This is a genomic window from Musicola keenii, assembly GCF_014855505.1.
In the GTDB taxonomy this organism is placed as follows: domain Bacteria; phylum Pseudomonadota; class Gammaproteobacteria; order Enterobacterales; family Enterobacteriaceae; genus Musicola; species Musicola paradisiaca.
This window is the reverse complement of the sequence record NZ_JAAWVW010000008.1, coordinates 175,203-196,458: the sequence shown is the minus strand read 5'-3', so window position 1 is coordinate 196,458 and position 21,256 is coordinate 175,203. Positions and strand designations below refer to the sequence as shown.

20 protein-coding genes are annotated in these 21,256 nt (G+C 53.9%); 12 read left to right on the top strand and 8 right to left on the bottom strand.

Going from position 1 to position 21,256, the window contains the following annotated elements; translation table 11 throughout:
- The first annotated feature begins 126 nt into the window (after nt 1-126).
- The 6 genes from cyoA (at nt 127) to HEP82_RS11185 (ending at nt 6,445) form a co-directional block, all read left to right on the top strand.
- Nucleotides 127-1,080 (top strand): cytochrome o ubiquinol oxidase subunit II, encoded by a 954-nt coding sequence (gene cyoA, locus HEP82_RS11210; RefSeq protein ID WP_192458154.1) that lies wholly within the window; start codon nt 127-129, stop codon nt 1,078-1,080.
- 19 nt (nt 1,081-1,099) lie between these two features.
- The gene (gene cyoB / locus HEP82_RS11205) at nt 1,100-3,091 is read left to right on the top strand and encodes a cytochrome o ubiquinol oxidase subunit I (protein ID WP_192458153.1); all 1,992 of its coding nucleotides are present in this window, start codon (nt 1,100-1,102) and stop codon (nt 3,089-3,091) included.
- Nucleotides 3,081-3,692 carry a cytochrome o ubiquinol oxidase subunit III gene (locus HEP82_RS11200; protein ID WP_192458152.1) on the top strand — a complete coding sequence of 204 codons (612 nt, stop codon included), beginning with the start codon at nt 3,081-3,083 and terminating at the stop codon, nt 3,690-3,692. Before cyoB ends, HEP82_RS11200 begins: the two co-directional genes overlap by 11 nt.
- Entirely contained in the window at nt 3,692-4,024 is a 333-nt protein-coding gene (locus HEP82_RS11195; protein ID WP_192458151.1) for a cytochrome o ubiquinol oxidase subunit IV, read from the top strand. Before HEP82_RS11200 ends, HEP82_RS11195 begins: the two co-directional genes overlap by 1 nt.
- Before the next feature lie 14 nt (nt 4,025-4,038).
- The gene (cyoE, locus tag HEP82_RS11190) at nt 4,039-4,929 is read left to right on the top strand and encodes a heme o synthase (RefSeq protein WP_192458150.1); all 891 of its coding nucleotides are present in this window, start codon (nt 4,039-4,041) and stop codon (nt 4,927-4,929) included.
- 148 nt (nt 4,930-5,077) lie between these two features.
- Nucleotides 5,078-6,445, top strand: a complete 1,368-nt coding sequence (locus HEP82_RS11185; protein WP_192458149.1) for an MFS transporter — start codon at nt 5,078-5,080, stop codon at nt 6,443-6,445.
- Nucleotides 6,446-6,551: 106 nt separating this feature from the next.
- Here the strand turns inward: HEP82_RS11185 and HEP82_RS11180 are convergent, their stop codons facing one another.
- Nucleotides 6,552-7,043 carry a YajQ family cyclic di-GMP-binding protein gene (locus HEP82_RS11180; protein WP_192458172.1) on the bottom strand — a complete coding sequence of 164 codons (492 nt, stop codon included), beginning with the start codon at nt 7,041-7,043 and terminating at the stop codon, nt 6,552-6,554.
- A 390-nt stretch (nt 7,044-7,433) separates the two neighbouring features.
- On the opposite strand from HEP82_RS11180, the gene panE reads away from it, so the two are divergent.
- The gene (gene panE, locus HEP82_RS11175) at nt 7,434-8,342 is read left to right on the top strand and encodes a 2-dehydropantoate 2-reductase (RefSeq protein WP_192458148.1); all 909 of its coding nucleotides are present in this window, start codon (nt 7,434-7,436) and stop codon (nt 8,340-8,342) included.
- Nucleotides 8,305-8,895, top strand: coding sequence for a protein deglycase YajL (yajL, locus tag HEP82_RS11170; RefSeq protein ID WP_192458147.1), 591 nt, complete (start codon nt 8,305-8,307; stop codon nt 8,893-8,895). Before panE ends, yajL begins: the two co-directional genes overlap by 38 nt.
- A 60-nt stretch (nt 8,896-8,955) precedes the next feature.
- Here yajL and thiI read toward each other — a convergent pair whose 3' ends face one another.
- Entirely contained in the window at nt 8,956-10,404 is a 1,449-nt protein-coding gene (gene thiI, locus HEP82_RS11165; protein WP_192458146.1) for a tRNA uracil 4-sulfurtransferase ThiI, read from the bottom strand.
- A gap of 236 nt (nt 10,405-10,640) precedes the next feature.
- Between thiI and xseB the strand changes: the two genes are divergently transcribed.
- From xseB to dxs, 3 genes are read left to right on the top strand one after another with little or no spacing between them, the layout of a single operon-like run.
- A complete protein-coding gene (gene xseB, locus HEP82_RS11160; RefSeq protein WP_015854570.1) occupies nt 10,641-10,889 on the top strand; it encodes an exodeoxyribonuclease VII small subunit in 249 nt (82 codons plus the stop codon).
- Nucleotides 10,886-11,797, top strand: a complete 912-nt coding sequence (gene ispA / locus HEP82_RS11155) for a (2E,6E)-farnesyl diphosphate synthase (protein WP_192458145.1) — start codon at nt 10,886-10,888, stop codon at nt 11,795-11,797. Before xseB ends, ispA begins: the two co-directional genes overlap by 4 nt.
- A 32-nt stretch (nt 11,798-11,829) precedes the next feature.
- Nucleotides 11,830-13,701 carry a 1-deoxy-D-xylulose-5-phosphate synthase gene (gene dxs / locus HEP82_RS11150; protein WP_192458144.1) on the top strand — a complete coding sequence of 624 codons (1,872 nt, stop codon included), beginning with the start codon at nt 11,830-11,832 and terminating at the stop codon, nt 13,699-13,701.
- A 26-nt stretch (nt 13,702-13,727) separates the two neighbouring features.
- Here dxs and pgpA read toward each other — a convergent pair whose 3' ends face one another.
- From pgpA to nrdR, 6 genes are all read right to left on the bottom strand, one after another.
- Nucleotides 13,728-14,234, bottom strand: coding sequence for a phosphatidylglycerophosphatase A (gene pgpA / locus HEP82_RS11145; RefSeq protein WP_192458143.1), 507 nt, complete (start codon nt 14,232-14,234; stop codon nt 13,728-13,730).
- Nucleotides 14,224-15,198 (bottom strand): thiamine-phosphate kinase, encoded by a 975-nt coding sequence (gene thiL, locus HEP82_RS11140; protein WP_192458142.1) that lies wholly within the window; start codon nt 15,196-15,198, stop codon nt 14,224-14,226. The genes pgpA and thiL overlap by 11 nt, the downstream gene beginning before the upstream one ends.
- A 58-nt stretch (nt 15,199-15,256) precedes the next feature.
- Nucleotides 15,257-15,676 (bottom strand): transcription antitermination factor NusB, encoded by a 420-nt coding sequence (gene nusB / locus HEP82_RS11135; RefSeq protein WP_192458141.1) that lies wholly within the window; start codon nt 15,674-15,676, stop codon nt 15,257-15,259.
- Between the two features lie 28 nt (nt 15,677-15,704).
- A complete protein-coding gene (ribH, locus tag HEP82_RS11130; RefSeq protein ID WP_192458140.1) occupies nt 15,705-16,172 on the bottom strand; it encodes a 6,7-dimethyl-8-ribityllumazine synthase in 468 nt (155 codons plus the stop codon).
- A 194-nt stretch (nt 16,173-16,366) separates the two neighbouring features.
- Entirely contained in the window at nt 16,367-17,479 is a 1,113-nt protein-coding gene (ribD, locus tag HEP82_RS11125; RefSeq protein ID WP_192458139.1) for a bifunctional diaminohydroxyphosphoribosylaminopyrimidine deaminase/5-amino-6-(5-phosphoribosylamino)uracil reductase RibD, read from the bottom strand.
- Nucleotides 17,480-17,541: 62 nt separating this feature from the next.
- Nucleotides 17,542-17,991 (bottom strand): transcriptional regulator NrdR, encoded by a 450-nt coding sequence (gene nrdR / locus HEP82_RS11120; RefSeq protein WP_015854578.1) that lies wholly within the window; start codon nt 17,989-17,991, stop codon nt 17,542-17,544.
- Nucleotides 17,992-18,528: 537 nt separating this feature from the next.
- Here nrdR and mgtA point away from each other — a divergent pair.
- Nucleotides 18,529-21,240 carry a magnesium-translocating P-type ATPase gene (mgtA, locus tag HEP82_RS11115; RefSeq protein ID WP_192458138.1) on the top strand — a complete coding sequence of 904 codons (2,712 nt, stop codon included), beginning with the start codon at nt 18,529-18,531 and terminating at the stop codon, nt 21,238-21,240.
- Nucleotides 21,241-21,256: the final 16 nt, after the last annotated feature.

Here is a 21,256-nt window from a genome sequence, read left to right as displayed (position 1 = left end):
ATGCGGGGCAAAAGCTGGCAACAGTGAGCTGACATCTCTTTAATCATGTTTACAGTGTGGTAACCTTCCCGTAAAATGCCCGCTCGCGTGAAATGACAATAGAGCCCTTGTAATTGAGGTCGCTAGATGAGACTCAGGAAATACAATAAAATTTTTGGGATGTTGTCTTTAATCGTAACCACTCTGCTTCTCAGTGGCTGCGATATGGCATTAATGAACCCCAAAGGACAGGTCGGGTTAGAACAACGATGGCTCATTCTTACCGCACTTGGTTTGATGCTGATCGTTGTGATCCCAGTGATCATTATGACGTTAGCCTTCGCCTGGAAGTTCAGAGCTTCCAACCAAAAGGCGAAGTACACGCCAGACTGGTCGCACTCCAACAAAATAGAAGCCGTCGTATGGACGGTTCCCATCATTATCATCCTCATTCTCGGGACTATCACCTGGAAAACGACCCATTCGCTTGACCCGTACAAGCCGCTGGATTCCAAGGTAAAACCCGTTAATGTCGAAGTAGTGTCACTTGACTGGAAATGGTTGTTCATCTATCCGGATCTTGGTATCGCTACCGTCAATGAACTAGCCTTCCCGGCCAATGTTCCCGTCGATTTTAAAATCACGTCGAATTCGGTGATGAACTCATTCTTTATCCCGCGTCTCGGAGGTCAGATTTATGCCATGGCCGGCATGCAGACCCAACTGCATCTTATCGCCAATGAACCCGGAAAATATGATGGGATTTCAGGCGGATACAGCGGAAAAGGTTTTTCCGGCATGAAGTTTACCGCCATCGCGACACCTGATCAGCAAACGTTCGACCAATGGGTTGATACTGTCCGCAAGTCGTCCAAGACGTTGGGTACAACGAATGACTTCGACAAACTGGCGCAGCCGAGCGAATACCACCCGGTAGAGTATTATTCTCAGGTACAGCCCGATTTGTTCCATCAGATCATTACCAAATTCATTGGCAACAACATGACCATGCAGCACCATGGCGAAGGCGAGCCGAGCCAAAAAGAAGAAGGCGCGCCAAACCACACCGGCATGAACATGAGCGAACACTCCTCTCATTGAGGAGTCGAGGGATAATACGATGTTCGGAAAATTAACTCTTGATGCGGTTCCGTACCACGAACCCATTATCATGGTTACCGTAGCGGGAATTATTCTCGGCGGATTGGCGCTACTGGCGGCAATAACCTATTTTGGCAAGTGGAAATGGCTGTGGTCCGAATGGTTCACCTCTGTCGACCATAAAAAGATCGGGATCATGTATATCATCGTCGGCATGGTGATGATGCTGCGTGGTTTCGCCGATGCCATCATGATGCGTGGCCAGCAGGTTCTTGCCTCCGCCGGTGAAGCGGGATTCCTGAATCCCCACCATTATGATCAGATTTTTACCGCTCATGGCGTCATCATGATTTTCTTCGTGGCGACACCGTTCGTAGTCGGTCTGATGAACCTGGTCGTGCCGTTGCAAATCGGTGCTCGCGACGTGGCATTCCCCTTCCTGAACTCCCTTAGCTTCTGGCTGTTCGTCGCCGGTGTGATTCTGATCAACCTGTCTCTCGGCATCGGCGAATTCGCCCAAACCGGCTGGGTTGCCTATCCACCGCTATCCGGCAAAGAGTATAGCCCCGGCGTAGGGGTAGATTATTGGATATGGAGTTTGCAGATTTCCGGCGTCGGTACCACATTGACCGGGGTTAACTTCTTCGCCACCATTTTAAAAATGCGCGCTCCCGGTATGACACTGATGAAAATGCCGGTATTTACCTGGACCGCACTGTGCACTAACGTACTGATTATTGCCGCATTTCCAATTTTGACGGTGACTATCGCGTTGCTGACGCTGGATCGTTATCTCGGCACCCATTTCTTCACCAATGATATGGGCGGCAACATGATGATGTACATCAACCTGATCTGGGCCTGGGGCCATCCGGAAGTGTACATCCTGGTGCTACCGATTTTCGGGGTCTACTCCGAAGTGGTAGCCACCTTCTGTAAAAAACGACTGTTCGGCTATACCTCGCTGGTATGGGCGACCATCGCCATTACGGTATTGTCATTCATCGTGTGGCTGCACCACTTCTTTACGATGGGCTCTGGAGCCAATGTCAATGCCTTCTTCGGCATAGCGACCATGATTATCTCGATCCCTACCGGGGTTAAGATTTTCAACTGGCTGTTTACCATGTACCAGGGCCGTATCCAACCGCACACATCCATGCTGTGGACGACCGGATTCATCATTACATTCTCCATCGGCGGTATGACTGGTGTGCTGCTTGCCGTACCTGGCGCCAACTTCGTACTACACAACAGTTTGTTCCTGATCGCGCACTTCCATAACGTGATTATCGGCGGCGTAGTCTTCGGCTGCTTTGCTGGCATCACCTATTGGTTCCCGAAAGCGTTGGGCTTCACACTGAACGAAACCTGGGGCAAACGCGCCTTTTGGTTCTGGCTGATTGGCTTCTTCGTTGCTTTTATGCCGTTGTATGCGTTGGGCTTTATGGGGATGACCCGCCGTCTGAGTCAGCAGATCAACCCGGAATTCCATCCGTTGCTGGTCGTAGCGTCGTTTGGCGTCGTGCTCATCGCTATCGGTATCCTATGCCAGGTTATTCAGTACGTAGTGAGTATTCGCGACCGTGACCAGAACCGCGATTTGACTGGAGATCCTTGGGGCGGACGAACACTGGAATGGGCGACTTCATCACCGCCGCCGTTCTATAACTTCGCCATTGTTCCGCAGATCGCCGAACGCGATGCATTCTGGGATGCCAAGGAGAAAGGCGATGCTTATCGTAAGCCGGCAAAATATGAAGAGATTCATATGCCAAAAAATACCGGTGCGGGCGTTATTATCTCTGCATTTAGTCTGGCATTTGGCTTCGCGATGATCTGGTACATCTGGTGGCTGGCTATCATCGGCTTTGTCGGCATGATCGCAACCTGGATCGTGCACAGTTTCAACCAGAACGTGGACTACTACGTGCCGGTTAAGGAAATTGAAGACATCGAAAATCAGCACTTCGAGCAAATCACCAAGGCAGGCGTGAAAAATGGCCACTGATACTTTACATCACAATGCCGCCCATGCTGAACATGGGCACCATGATACGGGAGCGACGAAAGTTTTCGGCTTCTGGATCTACTTGATGAGCGACTGCATCCTGTTTGGCATGCTATTCGCCACCTATGCAGTGCTGGTCAATGGCACCGCCGGCGGCCCGTCCGGCAAAGATATTTTTGATTTGAAATTTGTGCTGGTCGAAACCTTCGCCCTGCTGTTCAGTAGCATCACCTACGGCATGGCGATGATCGCCATGAACAAGAACAGTAAATCACAGGTCAACACCTGGCTGGCGCTGACATTTCTGTTTGGGCTGGTGTTCATCGGCATGGAAATCTACGAGTTCCACAAGCTGATCGAAGAAGGTTTCGGGCCTGACCGCAGCGCGTTCCTGTCAGCATTTTTCGCCCTGGTCGGAACCCACGGTATCCACGTCACCTCCGGCCTGATTTGGATTGCTATCATGATGACGCAGGTTGCTGGTCGTGGTTTGACAGCGACGAACAGAACCCGCCTGATGTGTCTGAGCCTGTTTTGGCACTTCCTTGATGTGGTATGGATCTGCGTCTTCACCGTTGTTTATCTGATGGGGGCAATGTAATGAGTCATTCAGCACACGATCATTCAGGCGCCAGCCATGGTAGCGTCAAGTCCTATCTGATTGGTTTCGTTTTGTCGATCATCCTGACGGTGATCCCTTTCAGCATGGTCATGAACGGTACCACTGCACACAGTATTATTCTGTTGACTGTTCTGGGATGCGCCATCGTGCAGATACTTGTTCATCTGGTGTACTTCCTGCATCTGAACACCGCATCGGAAGAACGCTGGAACGTGGTCGCCATTGTATTCACCGTTCTGATCATCGCCATCGTGGTGGTTGGATCCATATGGATCATGATGAGCGCGCACCATAATATGATGATTCAGTAACCAGGCAGGCGACGATGATTAAGCAATACCTGCAGGTCACTAAACCCGGCATTATTTTTGGCAACCTCATCTCCGTTATCGGGGGGGTTCTACTCGCCGCTAAGGGTACGATCAGTTATCCGCTGTTTTTGGCAACACTGGTTGGTGTATCGCTTGTGGTTGCATCAGGTTGTGTTTTCAACAACGTGATCGATCGCGACATCGATAAGAAAATGGAGAGAACCAAGAACCGGGTAATGGTTAAAGGGCTGATTCCACTGAGGACAACACTGGTTTACGCCTCGCTGTTAGGTATTGCAGGCTTCGGGTTACTGTATATCGCGGCAAATCCGCTGGCCATGTGGCTAGCGGTGATGGGCTTCGTTGTGTATGTCGGTGTTTATAGCCTCTATATGAAGCGGCATTCTGTTTACGGCACCTTGATTGGCAGCCTGTCCGGCGCGGCGCCGCCAGTTATTGGTTACTGCGCCGTCAGTAACCAGTTTGACGCTGGTGCGCTGATTCTGCTGCTAATATTCAGCCTGTGGCAAATGCCCCACTCTTACGCCATCGCTATTTTCCGTCTTAAGGATTATCAGGCTGCCAATATTCCGGTACTTCCGGTTGTTAAAGGCATTTCTGTGGCTAAACATCATATTACGCTTTATATCGTGGCGTTTATGGTTGCGACTCTGATGCTCTCTCTTGGCGGATATGCCGGCTACAAATATCTGGTGGTTGCCGCGTCCGTTAGTATCTGGTGGCTTGGTATGGCGATTTCAGGTTACAAAAACTTGAACGATGACCGGGTATGGGCCCGTAAACTGTTCGTCTTCTCAATCGTGGCCATCACCTCGCTAAGCGTCATGATGTCGGTGGACTCCATGAGTCCAATGCAGGACGTACTGCTTACCTATATCCGCTGACGCAGCCAGCGTTCAGCCTCGAAAAACAGACGGTTCCGCCGTCTGTTTTTTTATTTCTCCCTCCAATTGCCAAATCAAGTAACAAACCTGTCATTTACGCCCCGACATGCGAAACCTAAAATAGCGCCAGCAAAATACAGAGGTAGCAATGAACGATAATAAAATGACGCCTGTTGAGTTAAGGGCGACGTGGGGATTAGGCGCCGTTTTTTCCCTGCGTATGCTGGGCATGTTTATGGTGCTCCCCGTGCTGGCCACTTATGGTATGGCCTTACAGGGGGCCAGCGAGTCACTCATCGGCGTGGCCATTGGCATCTATGGTCTGATGCAGGCGATATTTCAGATTCCTTTCGGGCTGATGTCCGATCGGCTTGGGCGTAAACCCCTCATCATTGGCGGTTTGGTGATCTTTATCCTTGGTAGCGTCATTGCCGCACTCAGCCATTCCATTTGGGGGATCATTCTGGGCCGGGCGTTACAGGGAGCCGGTGCCATTTCTTCCGCCGTCATGGCCCTGCTTTCCGATTTGACCCGCGAGCAAAATAGAACCAAAGCTATGGCATTTATCGGCGTCAGTTTCGGCGTCACATTCGCCATCGCGATGGTTATCGGCCCGATTGTCACTCATGCCTTCGGACTGCAGGCATTATTTTGGGGAATTGCGCTGCTTTCACTGGTCGCCATCGCTATCACTATTTTGGTGATTCCTTCAGCATCAACACATGTGTTAAACCGTGAATCAGCCATTATCCGTAGTGGGATCCGCAAGGTTCTCGCTAACAGCCAGTTGCTGAAGCTCAACTTCGGGATCATGTGTTTGCATATGCTGTTGATGTCGAGTTTTGTCGCCCTTCCCCGGGTTATGGAGCAGGCAGGGCTCGCACCGCAAGATCAGTGGAAAGTGTATCTGGTTACTATGCTGGTATCGTTTGTCGCCGTTGTGCCGTTTGTCATGTATGCGGAAATCAAACGGCGGATGAAACAGGTATTTATTATCTGCGTTATGCTGCTCACCGCAGCGGAGCTGGTACTGTTGCAAAGCCAGCACTCGCTGGAACAAACGCTGATAGGCATTCAGATTTTCTTCATCGGATTCAACGTGATGGAGGCTATTCTACCGTCACTGATCAGTAAAGAAGCGCCAACAGGTTATAAGGGAACCGCAATGGGTGTCTATTCGACGACTCAGTTCATCGGGGTCGCATTGGGGGGCAGCCTGGGTGGTACGCTTTACGACCTTCAGGGCGCATCGCTGGTTTTTAGCGCCGGAATCGGGCTGGGTTTAGTTTGGCTACTGATCAGTAGCACCATGAAGGAACCCCCCTATCTCAGCAGTCTGCGTATTACGCTGACGGATACCGCCCTTCAAGATGCCGGGCTGCCGCAAAAACTACAGCAACACCCTGGCGTAGCAGATGTCGTCATTGTGCCGGACGAAGCGAGCGCTTACATAAAAATCGACCGCAAAAAAACCAACCGCCAGCAGTTGGAGCAGTTGGTGAGTCAATATAGCTAGCGAGGCCAGATTCGGCATATCGATATCATCCAGGTGTGGTGAGACGCCACCTCACCTGGCTTGCCCCCCGCGAACAGGTGGCCGTTTATTCAGACTGTATAGAGTATCAATCGCGGAAGTTGTTAAATTGGAAGGGTTGTCCAAGATCAGAGCCGCGAATCAGTGCGATGACGCCCTGTAAATCATCACGTGATTTACCCGTGACACGCACCTGCTCTCCCTGAACCTGCGCCTGTACTTTCAGTTTGCTGTCCTTGATCAGTTTGACGATTTTTTTGGCCAGCGTAGCCTCAATACCCTGTTTCAGCTTAGCTTCAACGCTGTAGGTTTTACCGCTGTGCTCCATCTCCTCAGGAATTTCCAGCGAGCCGCCTTCAATACCGCGCTTGGCCAGTTTTTCACGCAGGATATCCACTAACTGTTTGACCTGGAAATCCGACTCGCTGCTGGCTTTGATCGTTTGCGCTTTTTCATTAATGTCAAAGCTGGCAGCAACATTGCGAAAATCCCAACGAGTGCCCAACTCGCGAGACGCATTCTCCACCGCATTACGAACTTCCTGCATATCAATTTCCGATACGATATCGAAAGATGGCATCATTTTTCTCCTGACAATTAGCTGCCGAGCATAATAACCGCTACCCACTGATAAACAAAATGCGTAGCGCTTCCAGAATCGACATTCACCGTCTTTACCACTCAGAGGTCTACCATCAGGATATGGTGCGGGCAAAGCGACAATGAATCCCCTATGATAGATGCAGTTCTGTTACACACGGCGACGAGATGCAGCACGGTTAAACAGAACACTGATGGATGTGTTTTCAACAAATACAGCGTCAATGGGCACAATTTCGATGGGCATCGTGTTGATGCGCAGAGTTAGCGTTATGAATATCATTCCGCCTCACTCCAGGCACTGTCTACATAGGCGCAGGGAAAAGAGTTACCGTACCGGTAGCATTTTCACCGGACAAAGGAAGAATGCATGAAGATTACCGTTCTTGGCTGTGGCGCTATTGGGCAGATTTGGCTTGCGGCGCTGCACCGACAAGGACATGACGTGCAAGGATGGTTACGCATCCCGCAAGCCGCATGCCGGGTCAATGTCACGATGCTTAACGGCGAGAACTGCGAATTCAGCCTGAAAGCAAACGATACGGAACATTTGTCGCAAAGTCGGCTACTGCTGGTGACGCTGAAAGCTTGGCAAGTCTCCAACGCCGTAACGCCGCTGCTTTCCCGACTTCACGGCGATTGTACGATCCTGCTGTTGCACAACGGTATGGGTACTAGGGAAGAGCTCCCTGCCATCACGCAGACGCTGTTATTCGGCGTCACAACGCATGCGGCCCGCCGAGATCCGACATCTGTCGTACATGTGGCCGCAGGCGTAACGCATATCGGCGCGGTCAATGGCATTGACGACTTCGGTCATTTCTCGGAAATATTGCACCAGGCGTTGCCGGACGTCGCCTGGCATAACAATATTAATGCTACCTGCTGGCTGAAACTGGCAGCCAACTGCATGATCAACCCGCTCACTGTCTTGTATGAGTGCACCAATGGTGGGTTGATGGCTTACCCGGAAACGCTAGCGACACTCAGTCAGGAGATCGCCCGTCTCATGGAACGGGAGGGGTTTCACACCTCGGCGGAAAACTTGCTGCACTATGCCCACCAGATTATCCAGAACACGGCAGCCAATACCTCTTCTATGCGACAGGATGTTCTGGCGCAACGTCATACGGAAATAGACTACATTACCGGCTATCTGCTGCGCCGTGCCCGGGTTCATGGGTTATCCCTGCCGGAAAATCGCCGACTATTCGAATACATCAAACAAAAGGAGAGTGAATATGACCGCATCGGTACTGGTTTGTCTGGCGCCTGGTAGTGAGGAAATCGAAGCTGTTACCGCCATTGACCTGCTGGTCAGAGCGGGCATCAAAGTCACTACGGCCAGTGTGGCCAGCGATGGCACGCTGGAAATCACCTGTTCCCGCGGCGTCCGCCTGATTGCCGATGCGCCATTGGTTAGCGTGGCAGATGAGGAGTTTGACGCGGTGGTGCTGCCTGGAGGAATGCGAGGGGCAGAATGTTTTCGAGATAGCCCATTACTGATCGAACGGCTGCGCCAAACGCATCAGGAAGGCAAAATCGTTGCGGCGATTTGCGCATCGCCAGCAGTAGTGCTGGAATACCACAAACTGTTTCCGGTAGGAAACATGACCGGTTATCCCACGCTAAAGGAGCGTATCGCGGCCGATAAATGGCAAGAAAAGCGCGTGGTCTACGATCCGCGCGTCAATCTGCTGACCAGTCAAGGGCCGGGTACCAGCATTGATTTCGCGTTAAAACTGATCGACCTGCTCGCGGGAAAAGCTAAAGCAGCGGATGTCGCATCACAATTGGTGTTACCGCCCGGCATCTATAACTATCAGGACTGATACGTCGTCGATGAGGCTAAACCTCAGCCTCATCGTAATTGTGCTGCGCTCAGAATGTTATTAGGGACGATAGACCTTCACATTGGTGAATCCCTGCTCCCGCAAATATAGCGCCTGCAAACGGCTCATCACACCACGTTCGCAGTACAGCAGATAAGTTTTATTCTGATCGAGATCGCCAAAACCGGTGCCCAGTTTGTAGAACGGCAGGGACTGCACTGTCACATGCTCCATCGTCAGCGGTTTGTCTTCCTGCTCATCCGGTGAACGGATATCCAACAATACATCGCTGGCGCCAAGCGCGCCGACGGTTTCCACTTCAACCACGTTCTGGCTGGTCTGCTCCGCAATCTCACGAATATCAATATTGCGCGCTTCGCTGACCACCTTATCCAGAATGGCGAAATCGAAATTCGCTTCCTCATGCTCGATTTTAGCTTTGACCGCTTTCACCGTCGGGCTCTTGGAAATCACGCCGCAGTATTCCGGCATGGTTTTGGCGAAATCTTCCGTTCCCAACTCGCGCGCCAGCTTGATGATGTGCTCTTTATCGTGGGAAATCAGTGGACGCAGAATCAGCGTATCGCTCGCATTATCAATAAGACGCAGGTTGGTCAACGTCTGGCTGGAAACCTGCCCAAGCGCTTCGCCAGTGACCAGCGCTTCAACGCCATAGCGCTCGGCGATTCTTGATGCCGCTCGCACCATCATGCGTTTGAGCACCACGCCCATCTGGCCATCATCCACTTTTTCCAGGATTTCGCCGACCACGGGCTCAAAATCCACCGCCACAAAGCGAACCCGATGGGAGCTGCCAAACCGGTTCCATAAATAATGCGCCACCTGTTTTACCCCAATCTCGTGGGCGGCGCCGCCCAGATTGAAGAAGCAGTAATGCACCCGACATCCGCGACGCATCAGCATGTAACTGGACACACCAGAGTCAAAACCGCCGGAAATCAGCGACAGTACATCCTCCTGGGTACCGATGGGGAAACCACCGATGCCTTCATAGCGCCCCTTGATCAACAACAGACGATCCTGATCGATTTCTAAATGAACCGTCACCTGCGGCGCGGTGAGGTTGACGCGCGCACTTTCAATATGCTGATTCAACCCACCACCGACATAACGCTCGACATCCTGAGAATTAAAGTCATGTTTACCACGACGTTTGACCCGCACGCAGAAGGTTTTACCTTCAAGTTGCTCACGGTACATGGTCAGCGTCTGCTCAAAAATATGGTGGATATCGTTATAGGCGTGGTCTTCAACCTCCAGGATATGATGAATTCCAGGGATTCTGGTCAATGCATCGCGAATAGCATCACGCTGACTTTCGTCTTTAGCTCTGACGTCGATATGATCCCAATAGCGGACAACCGCTAGTGTTTCATCGTAGTGTTTGAGGACATTGCGAATGTTACCGGTAAGGATTTTTATAAAGCGCAACCGCACAGATTGGCTTTTGATGGTGATTTCCGGGAACAATTTAATGATAAACTTCATGGCGGCGGTCGTTACCAGGCTTGAAAACATCAGGCTTACAGCCTGATTACTGAAAAATCGCGTTATCAGTAAAACCAGCAGACGTGTGATGGTTTTACCAATAACATCCAGGGCGCGAAGTATACCACCATATTGAGGTAAGCTGCGCTGGTTAAGCGCATAATTGACGTCCTTTGCGGCGTGAAGACCATACCGCAGGCAAAGCCGACGCAGACAGACAGGATTGAAGAAAACCTATGCCGAAAAAAAACGACACTCCCGTCAGCTTCGAGACAGCACTCAATGAGCTGGAACAGATTGTCTCACGACTGGAATCCGGCTCGCTTCCACTAGAAGAAGCACTGGGCGCTTTCGAACAGGGGATCCAGCTTGCACGCCAGGGTCAATTGAAATTACAGCAAGCCGAACAGCGGGTACAAATCCTACTGAATGATGATCCTGAAAGCCCTCTGTCCCCATTTACACCGGATAATGAGTCGCTATGACAGATTTTTTGGAGCAACTAAATGCTCACCATCAGAGAATCAACACCACGTTGCGCCGATTCATCTCCGCCTTGCCTTTCCAGCAGATACCGTTGATCGAAGCTATGGCTTACGGTTCGCTGCTTGGCGGCAAACGTCTGCGGCCGTTTCTGGTGTATTCCACGGGTAGGCTATTCAATCTGCCGCTTGAAAGCCTCGACGCACCTGCCGCCGCGGTAGAATGTATTCACGCCTACTCGCTGATCCACGACGACTTGCCGGCCATGGACGATGACGACTTGCGCCGCGGCCAGCCTACTTGCCATATCAAATTCGGCGAAGCCAATGCTATTTTGGCCGGCGATGCGTTGCAAACCCTGGCGTTTTCCATACTGGCGGGCACCGAGATGCCCCGCGTCAGCGATCGCGATCGGTTGTCGATGATAGCCGAGCTTGCCTCCGCCAGCGGCGTGGGCGGTATGTGCGGTGGCCAGGCGCTGGATCTCGAAGCGGAAGGTCGTCAGGTCGACCTCGCCGCGTTGGAACAGATCCATCGGCACAAAACCGGCGCGTTGATTCGGGCCTCCGTCAGGCTGGGCGCGCTGGCAGCGGGTGAAGCCGGACGCCAGGTCATGCCGAGTCTTGACCGTTACGCCAACGCCATCGGGCTCGCCTTCCAGGTGCAGGATGATATCCTTGACGTCATTGGCGACAGCGCCACCACCGGCAAACGGCAGGGGGCCGATCAGCAACTGGGGAAAAGCACCTATCCGGCGCTGCTCGGGCTGGCGCAAGCCAAAGCCAAAGCGTTGGAGCTATATCAGGAATCCCTTGCCGCACTTGACGAACTGGAAGCCGCCATCGCCCACCCGGCAGCCATATTGCCCCTTCGGTCACTGGCAAACTATATCGTCGAACGAGATAAATAATTGCAACACCAACACCGCGTAACGAGCATCCGATGATCTTTGATATTGCGAAATACCCTACACTGGCACTGGTGGAAAATCCTGACGATTTACGCCTGTTGCCCCGGGACAGCCTGCCGAAACTGTGTGATGAACTGAGACAGTACCTGCTGGATAGCGTTAGTCGCTCAAGCGGACATTTCGCATCGGGCCTGGGAACGGTTGAACTGACGGTGGCGTTGCATTACGTCTATAACACGCCATTCGATCACCTGGTATGGGATGTCGGTCATCAGGCTTATCCGCACAAAATCCTGACCGGGCGTCGCGACCGGATCGCCACCATTCGTCAGAAAGATGGCCTGCATCCATTCCCGTGGCGTGGAGAAAGCGAATACGACGTGCTGAGCGTCGGCCACTCATCTACCTCCATCAGCGCCGGTCTCGGCATGGCGGTAGCCGCCGAGCGCGAAGGTAAAGGACGGCGTACCGTATGTGTCATCGGTGACGGCGCGATCACCGCCGGCATGGCGTTCGAAGCCATGAATCATGCGGGCGATATTCGGCCGGACATGCTGGTGGTACTCAACGACAACGAAATGTCGATTTCTGAAAACGTCGGAGCACTGAACAACCACCTGGCGCAATTGCTCTCCGGCAAGCTTTACTCCACTCTGCGCGAAGGTGGTAAGAAAGTGCTGTCGGGGTTGCCGCCCATCAAAGAGCTGGTCAAACGCACCGAGGAACACCTCAAGGGGATGGTCGTTCCTGGCACGCTATTTGAAGAACTCGGCTTTAACTATATCGGTCCGGTGGATGGCCACGACGTACAGGCGCTAGCGCAAACGCTCAAAAATATGCGCAACCTCAAAGGGCCGCAATTGCTGCACATCATGACCAAGAAGGGCAAAGGCTACGCCCCTGCCGAACAGGATCCGATCAGTTGGCACGCCGTGCCCAAATTCGATCCAGCCAGCGGTACTCTGCCTAAAAGCAAGGAAGGGGCGCTGCCCACTTACTCTGCCGTCTTTGGTCAATGGCTGACGGAAACCGCCGCAGGCGACAGCCGGCTGATGGCGATTACTCCTGCCATGCGTGAAGGCTCTGGCATGGTGGCTTTCTCCCGCCAATACCCGCAGCAGTATTTCGATGTGGCTATCGCCGAGCAGCACGCCGTCACCTTCGCCGCTGGGCTTGCTGTCGGCGGTTATCGTCCGGTCGTGGCGATTTACTCGACTTTTCTGCAACGCGCTTATGATCAAGTGATTCACGACGTCGCCATCCAGAATCTACCGGTACTGTTCGCTATCGATCGCGGCGGTATCGTCGGCGCCGACGGGCAGACCCATCAGGGTGCGTTTGACCTCTCGTTCCTGAGATGTATCCCTAACATGGTGATCATGACGCCCAGCGATGAAAACGAGTGCCGTCTGATGTTGCATACTGGCTATCACTATCCACACGGCCCGGTCGCGGTGCGTTACCCGCGTGGCACCGCCGTGGGTGTGCCGTTAACGCCGCTGGAAGCGCTGCCGATCGGCGAAGGCGTGATGCGCCGTCAGGGCGAAAATATCGCCATCCTGAATTTCGGCACACTGATGCCGGAAGCGCGTCAAGCGGCGGAAGCGCTTAATGCCACACTCGTCGACATGCGTTTCGTGAAACCATTGGATGAAGCGTTGATCCTGTCGCTGGCTGGCACTCACCAGGCACTAGTGACCGTGGAAGAAAATGCCGTCATGGGTGGTGCGGGGAGTGGCGTCAATGAACTGCTGATGGCGCACCGGGCGCTGGTTCCCGTATTAAATTTGGGCCTACCGGACTACTTCATCCCTCAGGGCACGCAGGACGAAATCCGAACACTGTTGGGGCTGGACGCCGTGGGGATTGAGCGTCGCATTCGTCAGTGGCTGGCGGATGCGTGACGCGATTGACATGAGACCATGGGTCATCACAGGAAGTGATGGCCCGCCAGATAGATAATCCCCGCAGCAATCACCCCCGCCACAATATCATCCACCATGATCCCCATACCGCCGTGCACATGGCGATCAAACCAGCGGATCGGCCAAGGTTTGAAAATATCCAGCACACGAAAAATCACAAACCCTGCCAGCACCCATCCCCAGTGCATCGACGGCACCGCCATCAGCGTGATCCACATACCGACAAATTCATCCCAGACGATACTGCCGTGATCGTGAACCCCCATGTCTTTGGCGGTTTGATGGCAAAGATACACCCCGATGCAAATGCTGAACATCACCACCAGCGAGTAAAGCTGTAACGGGAGCAGCATCAGCAGATACCACAGCGGGATAGCAGCCAGCGACCCGGCGGTTCCCGGCATCCAGGGAGATAACCCGCTTCCGAATCCGGTCGCCAGCAAGTGCCACGGATTGCTCAGGCGCAAACGGCTTTTCGCAATCTGCGACCCTTTGTGTTCTTCATGCGCCAAAGTGGTCGTATCCTTTCAGATTGATGCTCATCGGCTCATCATGGTGGAAAAAACGCAGCCCCTCGGACGCAGGCCCGATTTGTCCAATACAGGTGTACGGCGCGCCCAGATGCCCGATGGCTACCTCCAGCGCTCCACGATTCAACTCAGGTACGGTAAAGCACAGTTCATAATCTTCGCCGCCACCAAGCGCCCATTGCAACGCCTGATCGGCATCGGCATGTCGGCGCATGGCGTCGGAATAAGGCAGGGACTCCAGGTTGATACGTGCGCCACAGTCGCTGGCCTGCAGAATATGTCTGAGATCGGAAGCCAGCCCATCGGAAAGGTCAATGGCCGAGCTGGCCAAATCGCGCAATGCCTGACCGTGCAATATGCGCGGCTGCGGCCGAAGATGGCGCCGCAGCAAAAACGTCTGATCCTCGTCGTTTGCAACGCTGAACTGCTGCAACAATATTGCCAGCCCGGCTGAGCTATCGCCCAGTGTACCGGTGACATAAATCCAGTCGCCGACTTTGGCGCCGCCACGACGCAACGCGCGACCGGCCGGTACCAACCCCTGGATGGTCAACGTCATACTTAACGGACCGCGCGTGGTATCGCCACCGATAAGCTGCATACCATAATAATCCAGTTGTTCGAACAGCGAATCGCTGTAAGCGGCCAGCCATTGCTCGTCGACGCCAGGCAGCGTCAGCGCCAGCGATACCCAGGCAGGGTCGGCGCCCATTGCGGCCAGATCACTCAGATTCACCGCCAGTGATTTATAAGCCAGGTCGGCAGGATCGATATTCGCAAGAAAGTGAATGCCCGACACTAGCGTATCAGTGCTGACAGCCAACAACTGACTCTCAGGAACGGTCAATAACGCACAATCATCGCCGATCCCCAATACAACATCCCGCCGGGAATTGGACGCCCGATTGAAATAACGGGCAATCACATCAAACTCGCCTTCAGCCATAACCCATCCAGACCACGATGTTTCAAAAAACAAGGCCGGAAAGCCGGCCTTAGTCTACTTACTTCTTACCCGGCCTCAGATGAGGCCCGGCTTTGTCCAGCACGCCATTCACAAATTTGTGACTGTCTTCGGCGCCAAACACTTTCGCCAGTTCAATCGCCTCATTGATGGCGACTTTGTAAGGTACGTCCTCGCGTTTGCTCAATTCATACACCGCCAAACGCAGAATAGCTCTCTCCACCTGCCCCAGTTCATCCAACTGACGGGACAGATATGGTGCCATCAATGCATCCAGACGCTCGGCCTGAGTAGCCACCCCCGCCAGCAGTTCGCGGAAATACGTGATGTCAGCACCTTTGACATCCTGCTCGCTCAGGAATTGTAGTTCAACATCGGCAATATCATTTTTGGATAACTGCCAGGAATAAAGCGCTTGAACCGCACATTCACGAGCGCGGCGACGAGCAGCAGGTTTCACGGAATACCCCTTACTAAATGAATCAGGCTTACTTGATAGCGTTTAATACATTGATCATTTCAAGCGCGGTCAGCGCAGCTTCTGCGCCCTTGTTCCCCGCCTTGGTGCCTGCGCGTTCAATGGCCTGCTCGATGCTTTCCGTCGTCAATACGCCGAAAGCCACCGGAATATCGCTGTTCATCGCGACATGCGACAGGCCGGAACTGCACTCGCCGGCAACGAATTCAAAGTGTGCGGTTCCCCCACGGATCACCGTACCCAGCGCCACGACGGCGTCATACTGCTGGGTTTTCGCCAACGCACGCACGGCCAATGGCAATTCATAAGCGCCGGGAACCCATACGACGGTAATATTTTCATCCTTCACCTGACCAATGCGTTTGAGCGCATCAACCGCGCCTTCCAGCAGAGTGTCATTGATGAAATGGTTGAAACGGGCGATGGCAATCGCCACGCGGGCATTCGGAGCAGCAACAACACCTTCAATAACGTTCATAGCTTTCCTTCGACTGGTTTTATTACCCCGCAGGGGGGCGGATTCTATCATATTCTTCCTGGCTCGTACCGGCTTTTGACCGCAAGTCTCGCTTAACGGCCATCACCGAGGGTTGCGCGTCAAAGCAATGTCCACGACAAAGGCAGCGCCATATTTTCCCCTCCACAAGGGGTGACAAGCTGGGTATGCATCGTTTAACGGGGTTTTAGCGTCAGGCGCACATCCGGCCCAACCTGGCAAACGTCCGCGATGAAGAACTCTGGCGTCTGCGAGAGCGTTTCTACTCCCGACAACACACACAGTGGTCTGGCGGCATCTCCCAGCAGGCGCGGCGCTATATACACAATCAGTTCATCCACGACATTGGCTTGCAATAACGCCCCAGCCAGACGTGGCCCTGCTTCAACCCAAACAGAATTAATCTGACGTTTGCCCAGCAACATCATCAATGCAACCAGATCCAGCCCTTTGCCGTGCAACGGCACGTCGATCTGCTCCACTGACGATGGCCATGCCGCCCCATCCCGCTGCGGCCTGGCAAGCCAGGTGGAAGCGGGTTGGCTTACCAGACGATGCTCCGGCGTCACACGCGACTGGCTATCGACAATGATCCGTACCGGTTGGCGCAAACTCTCTTGTGGGTAGATACGCTGCGTGTCGGCATCCAGTTCCTGCCAGCGAACCGTCAGTGACGGGTCATCGGCCAACACGGTGGCGCTGCTGCTGAGGATTGCCGAGCTGCGGGCGCGAAAGCGTTGTACATCCTGCCTGGCCTGTGGCGAGGTAATCCACTGGCTTTCTCCGGACGCCATGGCAGTACGCCCGTCCACAGAGGCGCCCATCTTGAGTTGCACATAAGGGAAACCGGTACGCATACGCTTGAGGAAACCACGATTGATGTTTTCCGCCGCATCCGCCATCACGCCATGGCACACGTCGATACCGGCCTGATGCAATCGATGCAGGCCGCGTCCCGCCACCTGGGGATTGGGATCTTGCATTGCTGCGACCACTCGCGCCACCCCGGCGGCAATCAAAGCATCGGCACAAGGCGGTGTTCGACCGTGATGGCTACAAGGCTCCAGCGTCACGTAAACCGTCGCGCCTTGCGCTTTATCTCCGGCCATTCGCAGCGCATGCACTTCCGCGTGCGGCTCCCCTGCTTTTTGATGAAACCCTTCGCCGACGACTTCGCCATCCCTGACGATCACGCACCCTACATTCGGGTTGGGCGAGGTCGTAAAAATCCCGCGACGTGCCAGTTCCAACGCTCGGGCCATATAAAATTCATCAGACAATACGGACATCCAGTGCATCTCCTGGCATGAGTGACTCAGAACGGACAGGACTCGCCGACCGGAAGACGGCATCAATCCTGCAGACGGGCAATTTCTTCACCGAATTCGCGAATATCCTCAAAACTGCGGTATACCGACGCAAACCGGATATACGCCACTTTGTCGAGTTTTTTCAACGCATCCATCACCAGATTACCCACCATCTTGGCGGTCACTTCCCGTTCACCAGTGGCGCGCAATTGGGATTTGATATGGGTTATCGCCATTTCGACGTCATCAGAGCTGACAGGGCGCTTTTCCAACGCTTTGAGCATGCCTTTGCGTAATTTTTCTTCATTGAACGGCTCACGCACATCGTTGCTCTTGATAACCCGCGGCATAACCAGTTCCGCTACTTCAAAAGTAGTGAAACGTTCATTGCACACCAGACACTGACGTCGCCGCCGAACCTGCGACCCTTCACCCACCAGGCGGGAATCAATTACTTTGGTATCAACTGCGGCACAAAAAGGACAATGCATAACGATCCCAGACCATAATCTTCACATTAGCCATAGTTTACCCTGAATTTCCTGCACAACCCAACTCTCGGCTCATGTCTGGAAGCGGGCTCGAAAAATCGACGGACGCTAGATGAAAAAGCGGCGCAGAGGCCCCAAACGTGTCCGGCGGATTGCCATGTTGAGTATCGAGCTCACAATCTTTTTGGGGATGCCATCAGGTTTAAACGCCGTTTAAACATTGTGCGATAAAGTAGCGCCGCACTATGCCGTAATGTGTCGAACATACGGGTATAGCGCCAAGGGGCGGACGCCAGATCTGCGTGCTCCGCCAGTCAGCCATTACCGGAGGAATCTTGATGGAACCCGATCCTAATCCTCACCCAGAGAGCAATCTTATCCACCGGTAAGCCAGCGTTTAATGCTGCCTTGCCGGCACAGGCAAGGCAGCGACGTCATCACTCGTCCCTGCTGAACAAATATTACGCCGCGTGCGGCCGATTCCCGTGCGCGCCAGCGCCGTAAACTCCGTCGGGGTTACGGCCGGGGGGACTTATCATGTTTTTTATCCGTATAACCCGACAACTGCTCGCACAACTCGGTCTTCATCTGCCACGCCGTCTGTTCCAGCGTAATCCGATGCCGGATGGACACACGCTGGTAACACAGATCATTCCGGACGATCTGTCCAAACGTAGCCTTCGACTGGCGCAACTGGACGAAGCAGCGTTGTATCAGGAATTCGCCAGCCATCCGGAAGGGCTGCTGGCATCTGAAATCGCCCAGGCAAAGCAGGTGCACGGCGCCAATCGCCTGCCTGGAGAACAGGCTACCCCGTGGTGGCTACATCTCTGGCGCTGCTACCGTAATCCGTTCAATCTGCTGTTGACCATACTGGGCATGATCTCCTACGCCACCGAAGACATGACAGCAGCATTGGTGATCGCTCTGATGGTCGCTATCTCCACGCTGCTGCACTTTGTCCAGGAATCCCGCTCAGGCAAAGCGGCCGATGCGCTTAAAGCAATGGTCAGCAACCGGGTTACTGTTCTACGCAGCGATGACCAAACCGGTTACAGCGACTATCAGGATATCCCGATGGATCAGTTGGTTCCCGGCGACATCGTCAAACTGGCGGCGGGCGACATGATTCCGGCCGATCTGCGCGTACTGCAGGCGCGCGATTTGTTCATCAGCCAGGCTTCGCTGACCGGCGAATCACTGCCGGTAGAGAAGGTTGCGCAAAGCCGTCAACATAATCCGGGGTCGGCGCTGGAATGCGATACGCTATGTTTTATGGGCACCAACGTGGTTAGCGGCACCGCGTTGGCCATGGTCATCAATATCGGCGTCAACACCTGGTTCGGGCAGTTGGCTGGACGGGTGGTGCAACAAGACGGTGAAGAGAATGCCTTTCAGAAAGGTATCAGCCGCGTCAGTTGGCTGCTGATCCGCTTTATGCTGGTCATGACGCCGGTGGTACTGATCATCAATGGTTATACCAAAGGCGACTGGTGGGAAGCCGCGCTGTTCGCTCTGTCGGTGGCCGTCGGGTTAACCCCGGAAATGCTGCCGATGATCGTGACCTCGACCTTGGCCAAAGGCGCAGTGAAACTTTCCCGTCAGAAAGTGATCGTTAAACGCCTCGACGCCATTCAGAACTTCGGCGCGATGGACATTCTGTGTACCGATAAAACGGGGACGCTGACGCAGGACAAAATTGTACTGGAGTGCCATACCGATGCGTTCGGCGCCAGCAGCCAACGGGTACTGCACAATGCCTGGCTGAATAGCGCCTACCAGACCGGCCTGCGCAACCTGCTCGATCAGGCGGTGCTGGATGTCATGCCGGCAGAGGAACAGCATGCGGCACTGTCCCGCTGGAAAAAAGTGGACGAAATTCCGTTCGATTTCGAGCGCCGCCGGATGTCGGTTGTCGTCGAAGAGCAGAGCGATGGACACCTATTGATCTGTAAAGGCGCGCTAGAAGAGGTACTCAGCGTCTCTACGCAGGTTCGCCAGGGCGATCGGCTGCTGGCGCTGAACGACGCGCTGCTGGTTCAGATCCGGCAGTTGACCGACGACCTCAATCGTCAGGGGCTGCGCGTTGTGGCGGTAGCGACCCGCAGTCTGGCGGCCGACCGCCAGGATTACAGCCGGGTCGATGAATCCGATCTGATTCTGGAAGGCTACATCGCGTTTCTGGATCCGCCGAAAGAAAGCACGGCGCCGGCGCTGAAAGCGCTGAAAGAACATGGTGTCACCGTCAAGATTTTGACCGGCGACAGCGAATTGGTCGCAGCAAAGGTCTGTCGCGAGGTCGGCATTGATAATACCGGAGCGTTGATCGGCAACGACATTGATGCGCTCAGTGACGAACAGCTGGCCGCACAGGCGCGTCAAACGACTCTATTTGCACGCCTGACGCCGCTGCACAAAGAGCGCATCGTGCGTTTGCTGCGAGCCGAAGGACATGTAGTTGGATTTATGGGCGACGGCATCAATGACGCCCCGGCGCTGCGGGCTGCGGACATCGGTATCTCCGTCGATTCCGCCGTCGACATCGCCCGGGAAGCGGCAGACATCATTCTGCTGGAAAAAAGCCTGATGGTATTGGAACAGGGCGTGATTGAGGGCCGGCGAACTTTCGCCAATATGCTCAAGTACATCAAGATGACCGCCAGCTCCAACTTCGGCAACGTATTCAGCGTACTGGTCGCCAGCGCGTTCCTGCCGTTCCTGCCGATGCTGCCGCTGCACCTGCTGATTCAGAACCTGATGTACGATATTTCACAAATAGCCATCCCGTTCGACAATGTGGATGACGAACAAATCCGGCAGCCACAACGCTGGAACGCTGGCGACCTTGGGCGCTTTATGGTGTTTTTCGGTCCGATCAGCTCCATCTTTGACATCCTGACCTTTGGATTAATGTGGTGGATATTCAAAGCCAATACGCCGGAAACGCAAACGCTGTTCCAGTCCGGCTGGTTTATCGAAGGGCTATTGTCGCAGACGCTGATCGTACACATGATCCGCACCCGCAAGATCCCTTTCCTGCAAAGCAGGCCCGCCTGGTTACTGGCTGTCATGACGCTGCTGATTATGACGGTCGGCATCGGTATTACCCTATCGCCACTGGCGGGATTCCTGCAATTGCAGGCGCTTCCGCTGGCGTATTTCCCCTGGCTGGTTGTGATTTTGGGCAGTTACATGATGCTGACCCAGGCCATGAAAGGCTTCTTCACCCGCCGCTACGGCTGGCAGTAACCATCCTTTCCCCCGA

What these genes read in the sequence shown, in the direction of transcription:
- dxs (WP_192458144.1), top strand. Translation starts at nt 11,830, where the DNA reads ATGATCTTTGATATTGCGAAATACCCTACACTGGCACTGGTGGAAAAT.
- mgtA (WP_192458138.1), top strand. Translation starts at nt 18,529, where the DNA reads ATGTTTTTTATCCGTATAACCCGACAACTGCTCGCACAACTCGGTCTT.
- ispA (WP_192458145.1), top strand. Translation starts at nt 10,886, where the DNA reads ATGACAGATTTTTTGGAGCAACTAAATGCTCACCATCAGAGAATCAAC.
- HEP82_RS11185 (WP_192458149.1), top strand. Translation starts at nt 5,078, where the DNA reads ATGAACGATAATAAAATGACGCCTGTTGAGTTAAGGGCGACGTGGGGA.
- xseB (WP_015854570.1), top strand. Translation starts at nt 10,641, where the DNA reads ATGCCGAAAAAAAACGACACTCCCGTCAGCTTCGAGACAGCACTCAAT.
- HEP82_RS11200 (WP_192458152.1), top strand. Translation starts at nt 3,081, where the DNA reads ATGGCCACTGATACTTTACATCACAATGCCGCCCATGCTGAACATGGG.
- ribH (WP_192458140.1), bottom strand. Translation starts at nt 16,172, where the DNA reads ATGAACGTTATTGAAGGTGTTGTTGCTGCTCCGAATGCCCGCGTGGCG.
- nrdR (WP_015854578.1), bottom strand. Translation starts at nt 17,991, where the DNA reads ATGCATTGTCCTTTTTGTGCCGCAGTTGATACCAAAGTAATTGATTCC.
- cyoA (WP_192458154.1), top strand. Translation starts at nt 127, where the DNA reads ATGAGACTCAGGAAATACAATAAAATTTTTGGGATGTTGTCTTTAATC.
- panE (WP_192458148.1), top strand. Translation starts at nt 7,434, where the DNA reads ATGAAGATTACCGTTCTTGGCTGTGGCGCTATTGGGCAGATTTGGCTT.
- HEP82_RS11195 (WP_192458151.1), top strand. Translation starts at nt 3,692, where the DNA reads ATGAGTCATTCAGCACACGATCATTCAGGCGCCAGCCATGGTAGCGTC.
- yajL (WP_192458147.1), top strand. Translation starts at nt 8,305, where the DNA reads ATGACCGCATCGGTACTGGTTTGTCTGGCGCCTGGTAGTGAGGAAATC.
- thiL (WP_192458142.1), bottom strand. Translation starts at nt 15,198, where the DNA reads ATGGCTGAAGGCGAGTTTGATGTGATTGCCCGTTATTTCAATCGGGCG.
- cyoB (WP_192458153.1), top strand. Translation starts at nt 1,100, where the DNA reads ATGTTCGGAAAATTAACTCTTGATGCGGTTCCGTACCACGAACCCATT.
- ribD (WP_192458139.1), bottom strand. Translation starts at nt 17,479, where the DNA reads ATGTCCGTATTGTCTGATGAATTTTATATGGCCCGAGCGTTGGAACTG.
- HEP82_RS11180 (WP_192458172.1), bottom strand. Translation starts at nt 7,043, where the DNA reads ATGCCATCTTTCGATATCGTATCGGAAATTGATATGCAGGAAGTTCGT.
- thiI (WP_192458146.1), bottom strand. Translation starts at nt 10,404, where the DNA reads ATGAAGTTTATCATTAAATTGTTCCCGGAAATCACCATCAAAAGCCAA.
- cyoE (WP_192458150.1), top strand. Translation starts at nt 4,039, where the DNA reads ATGATTAAGCAATACCTGCAGGTCACTAAACCCGGCATTATTTTTGGC.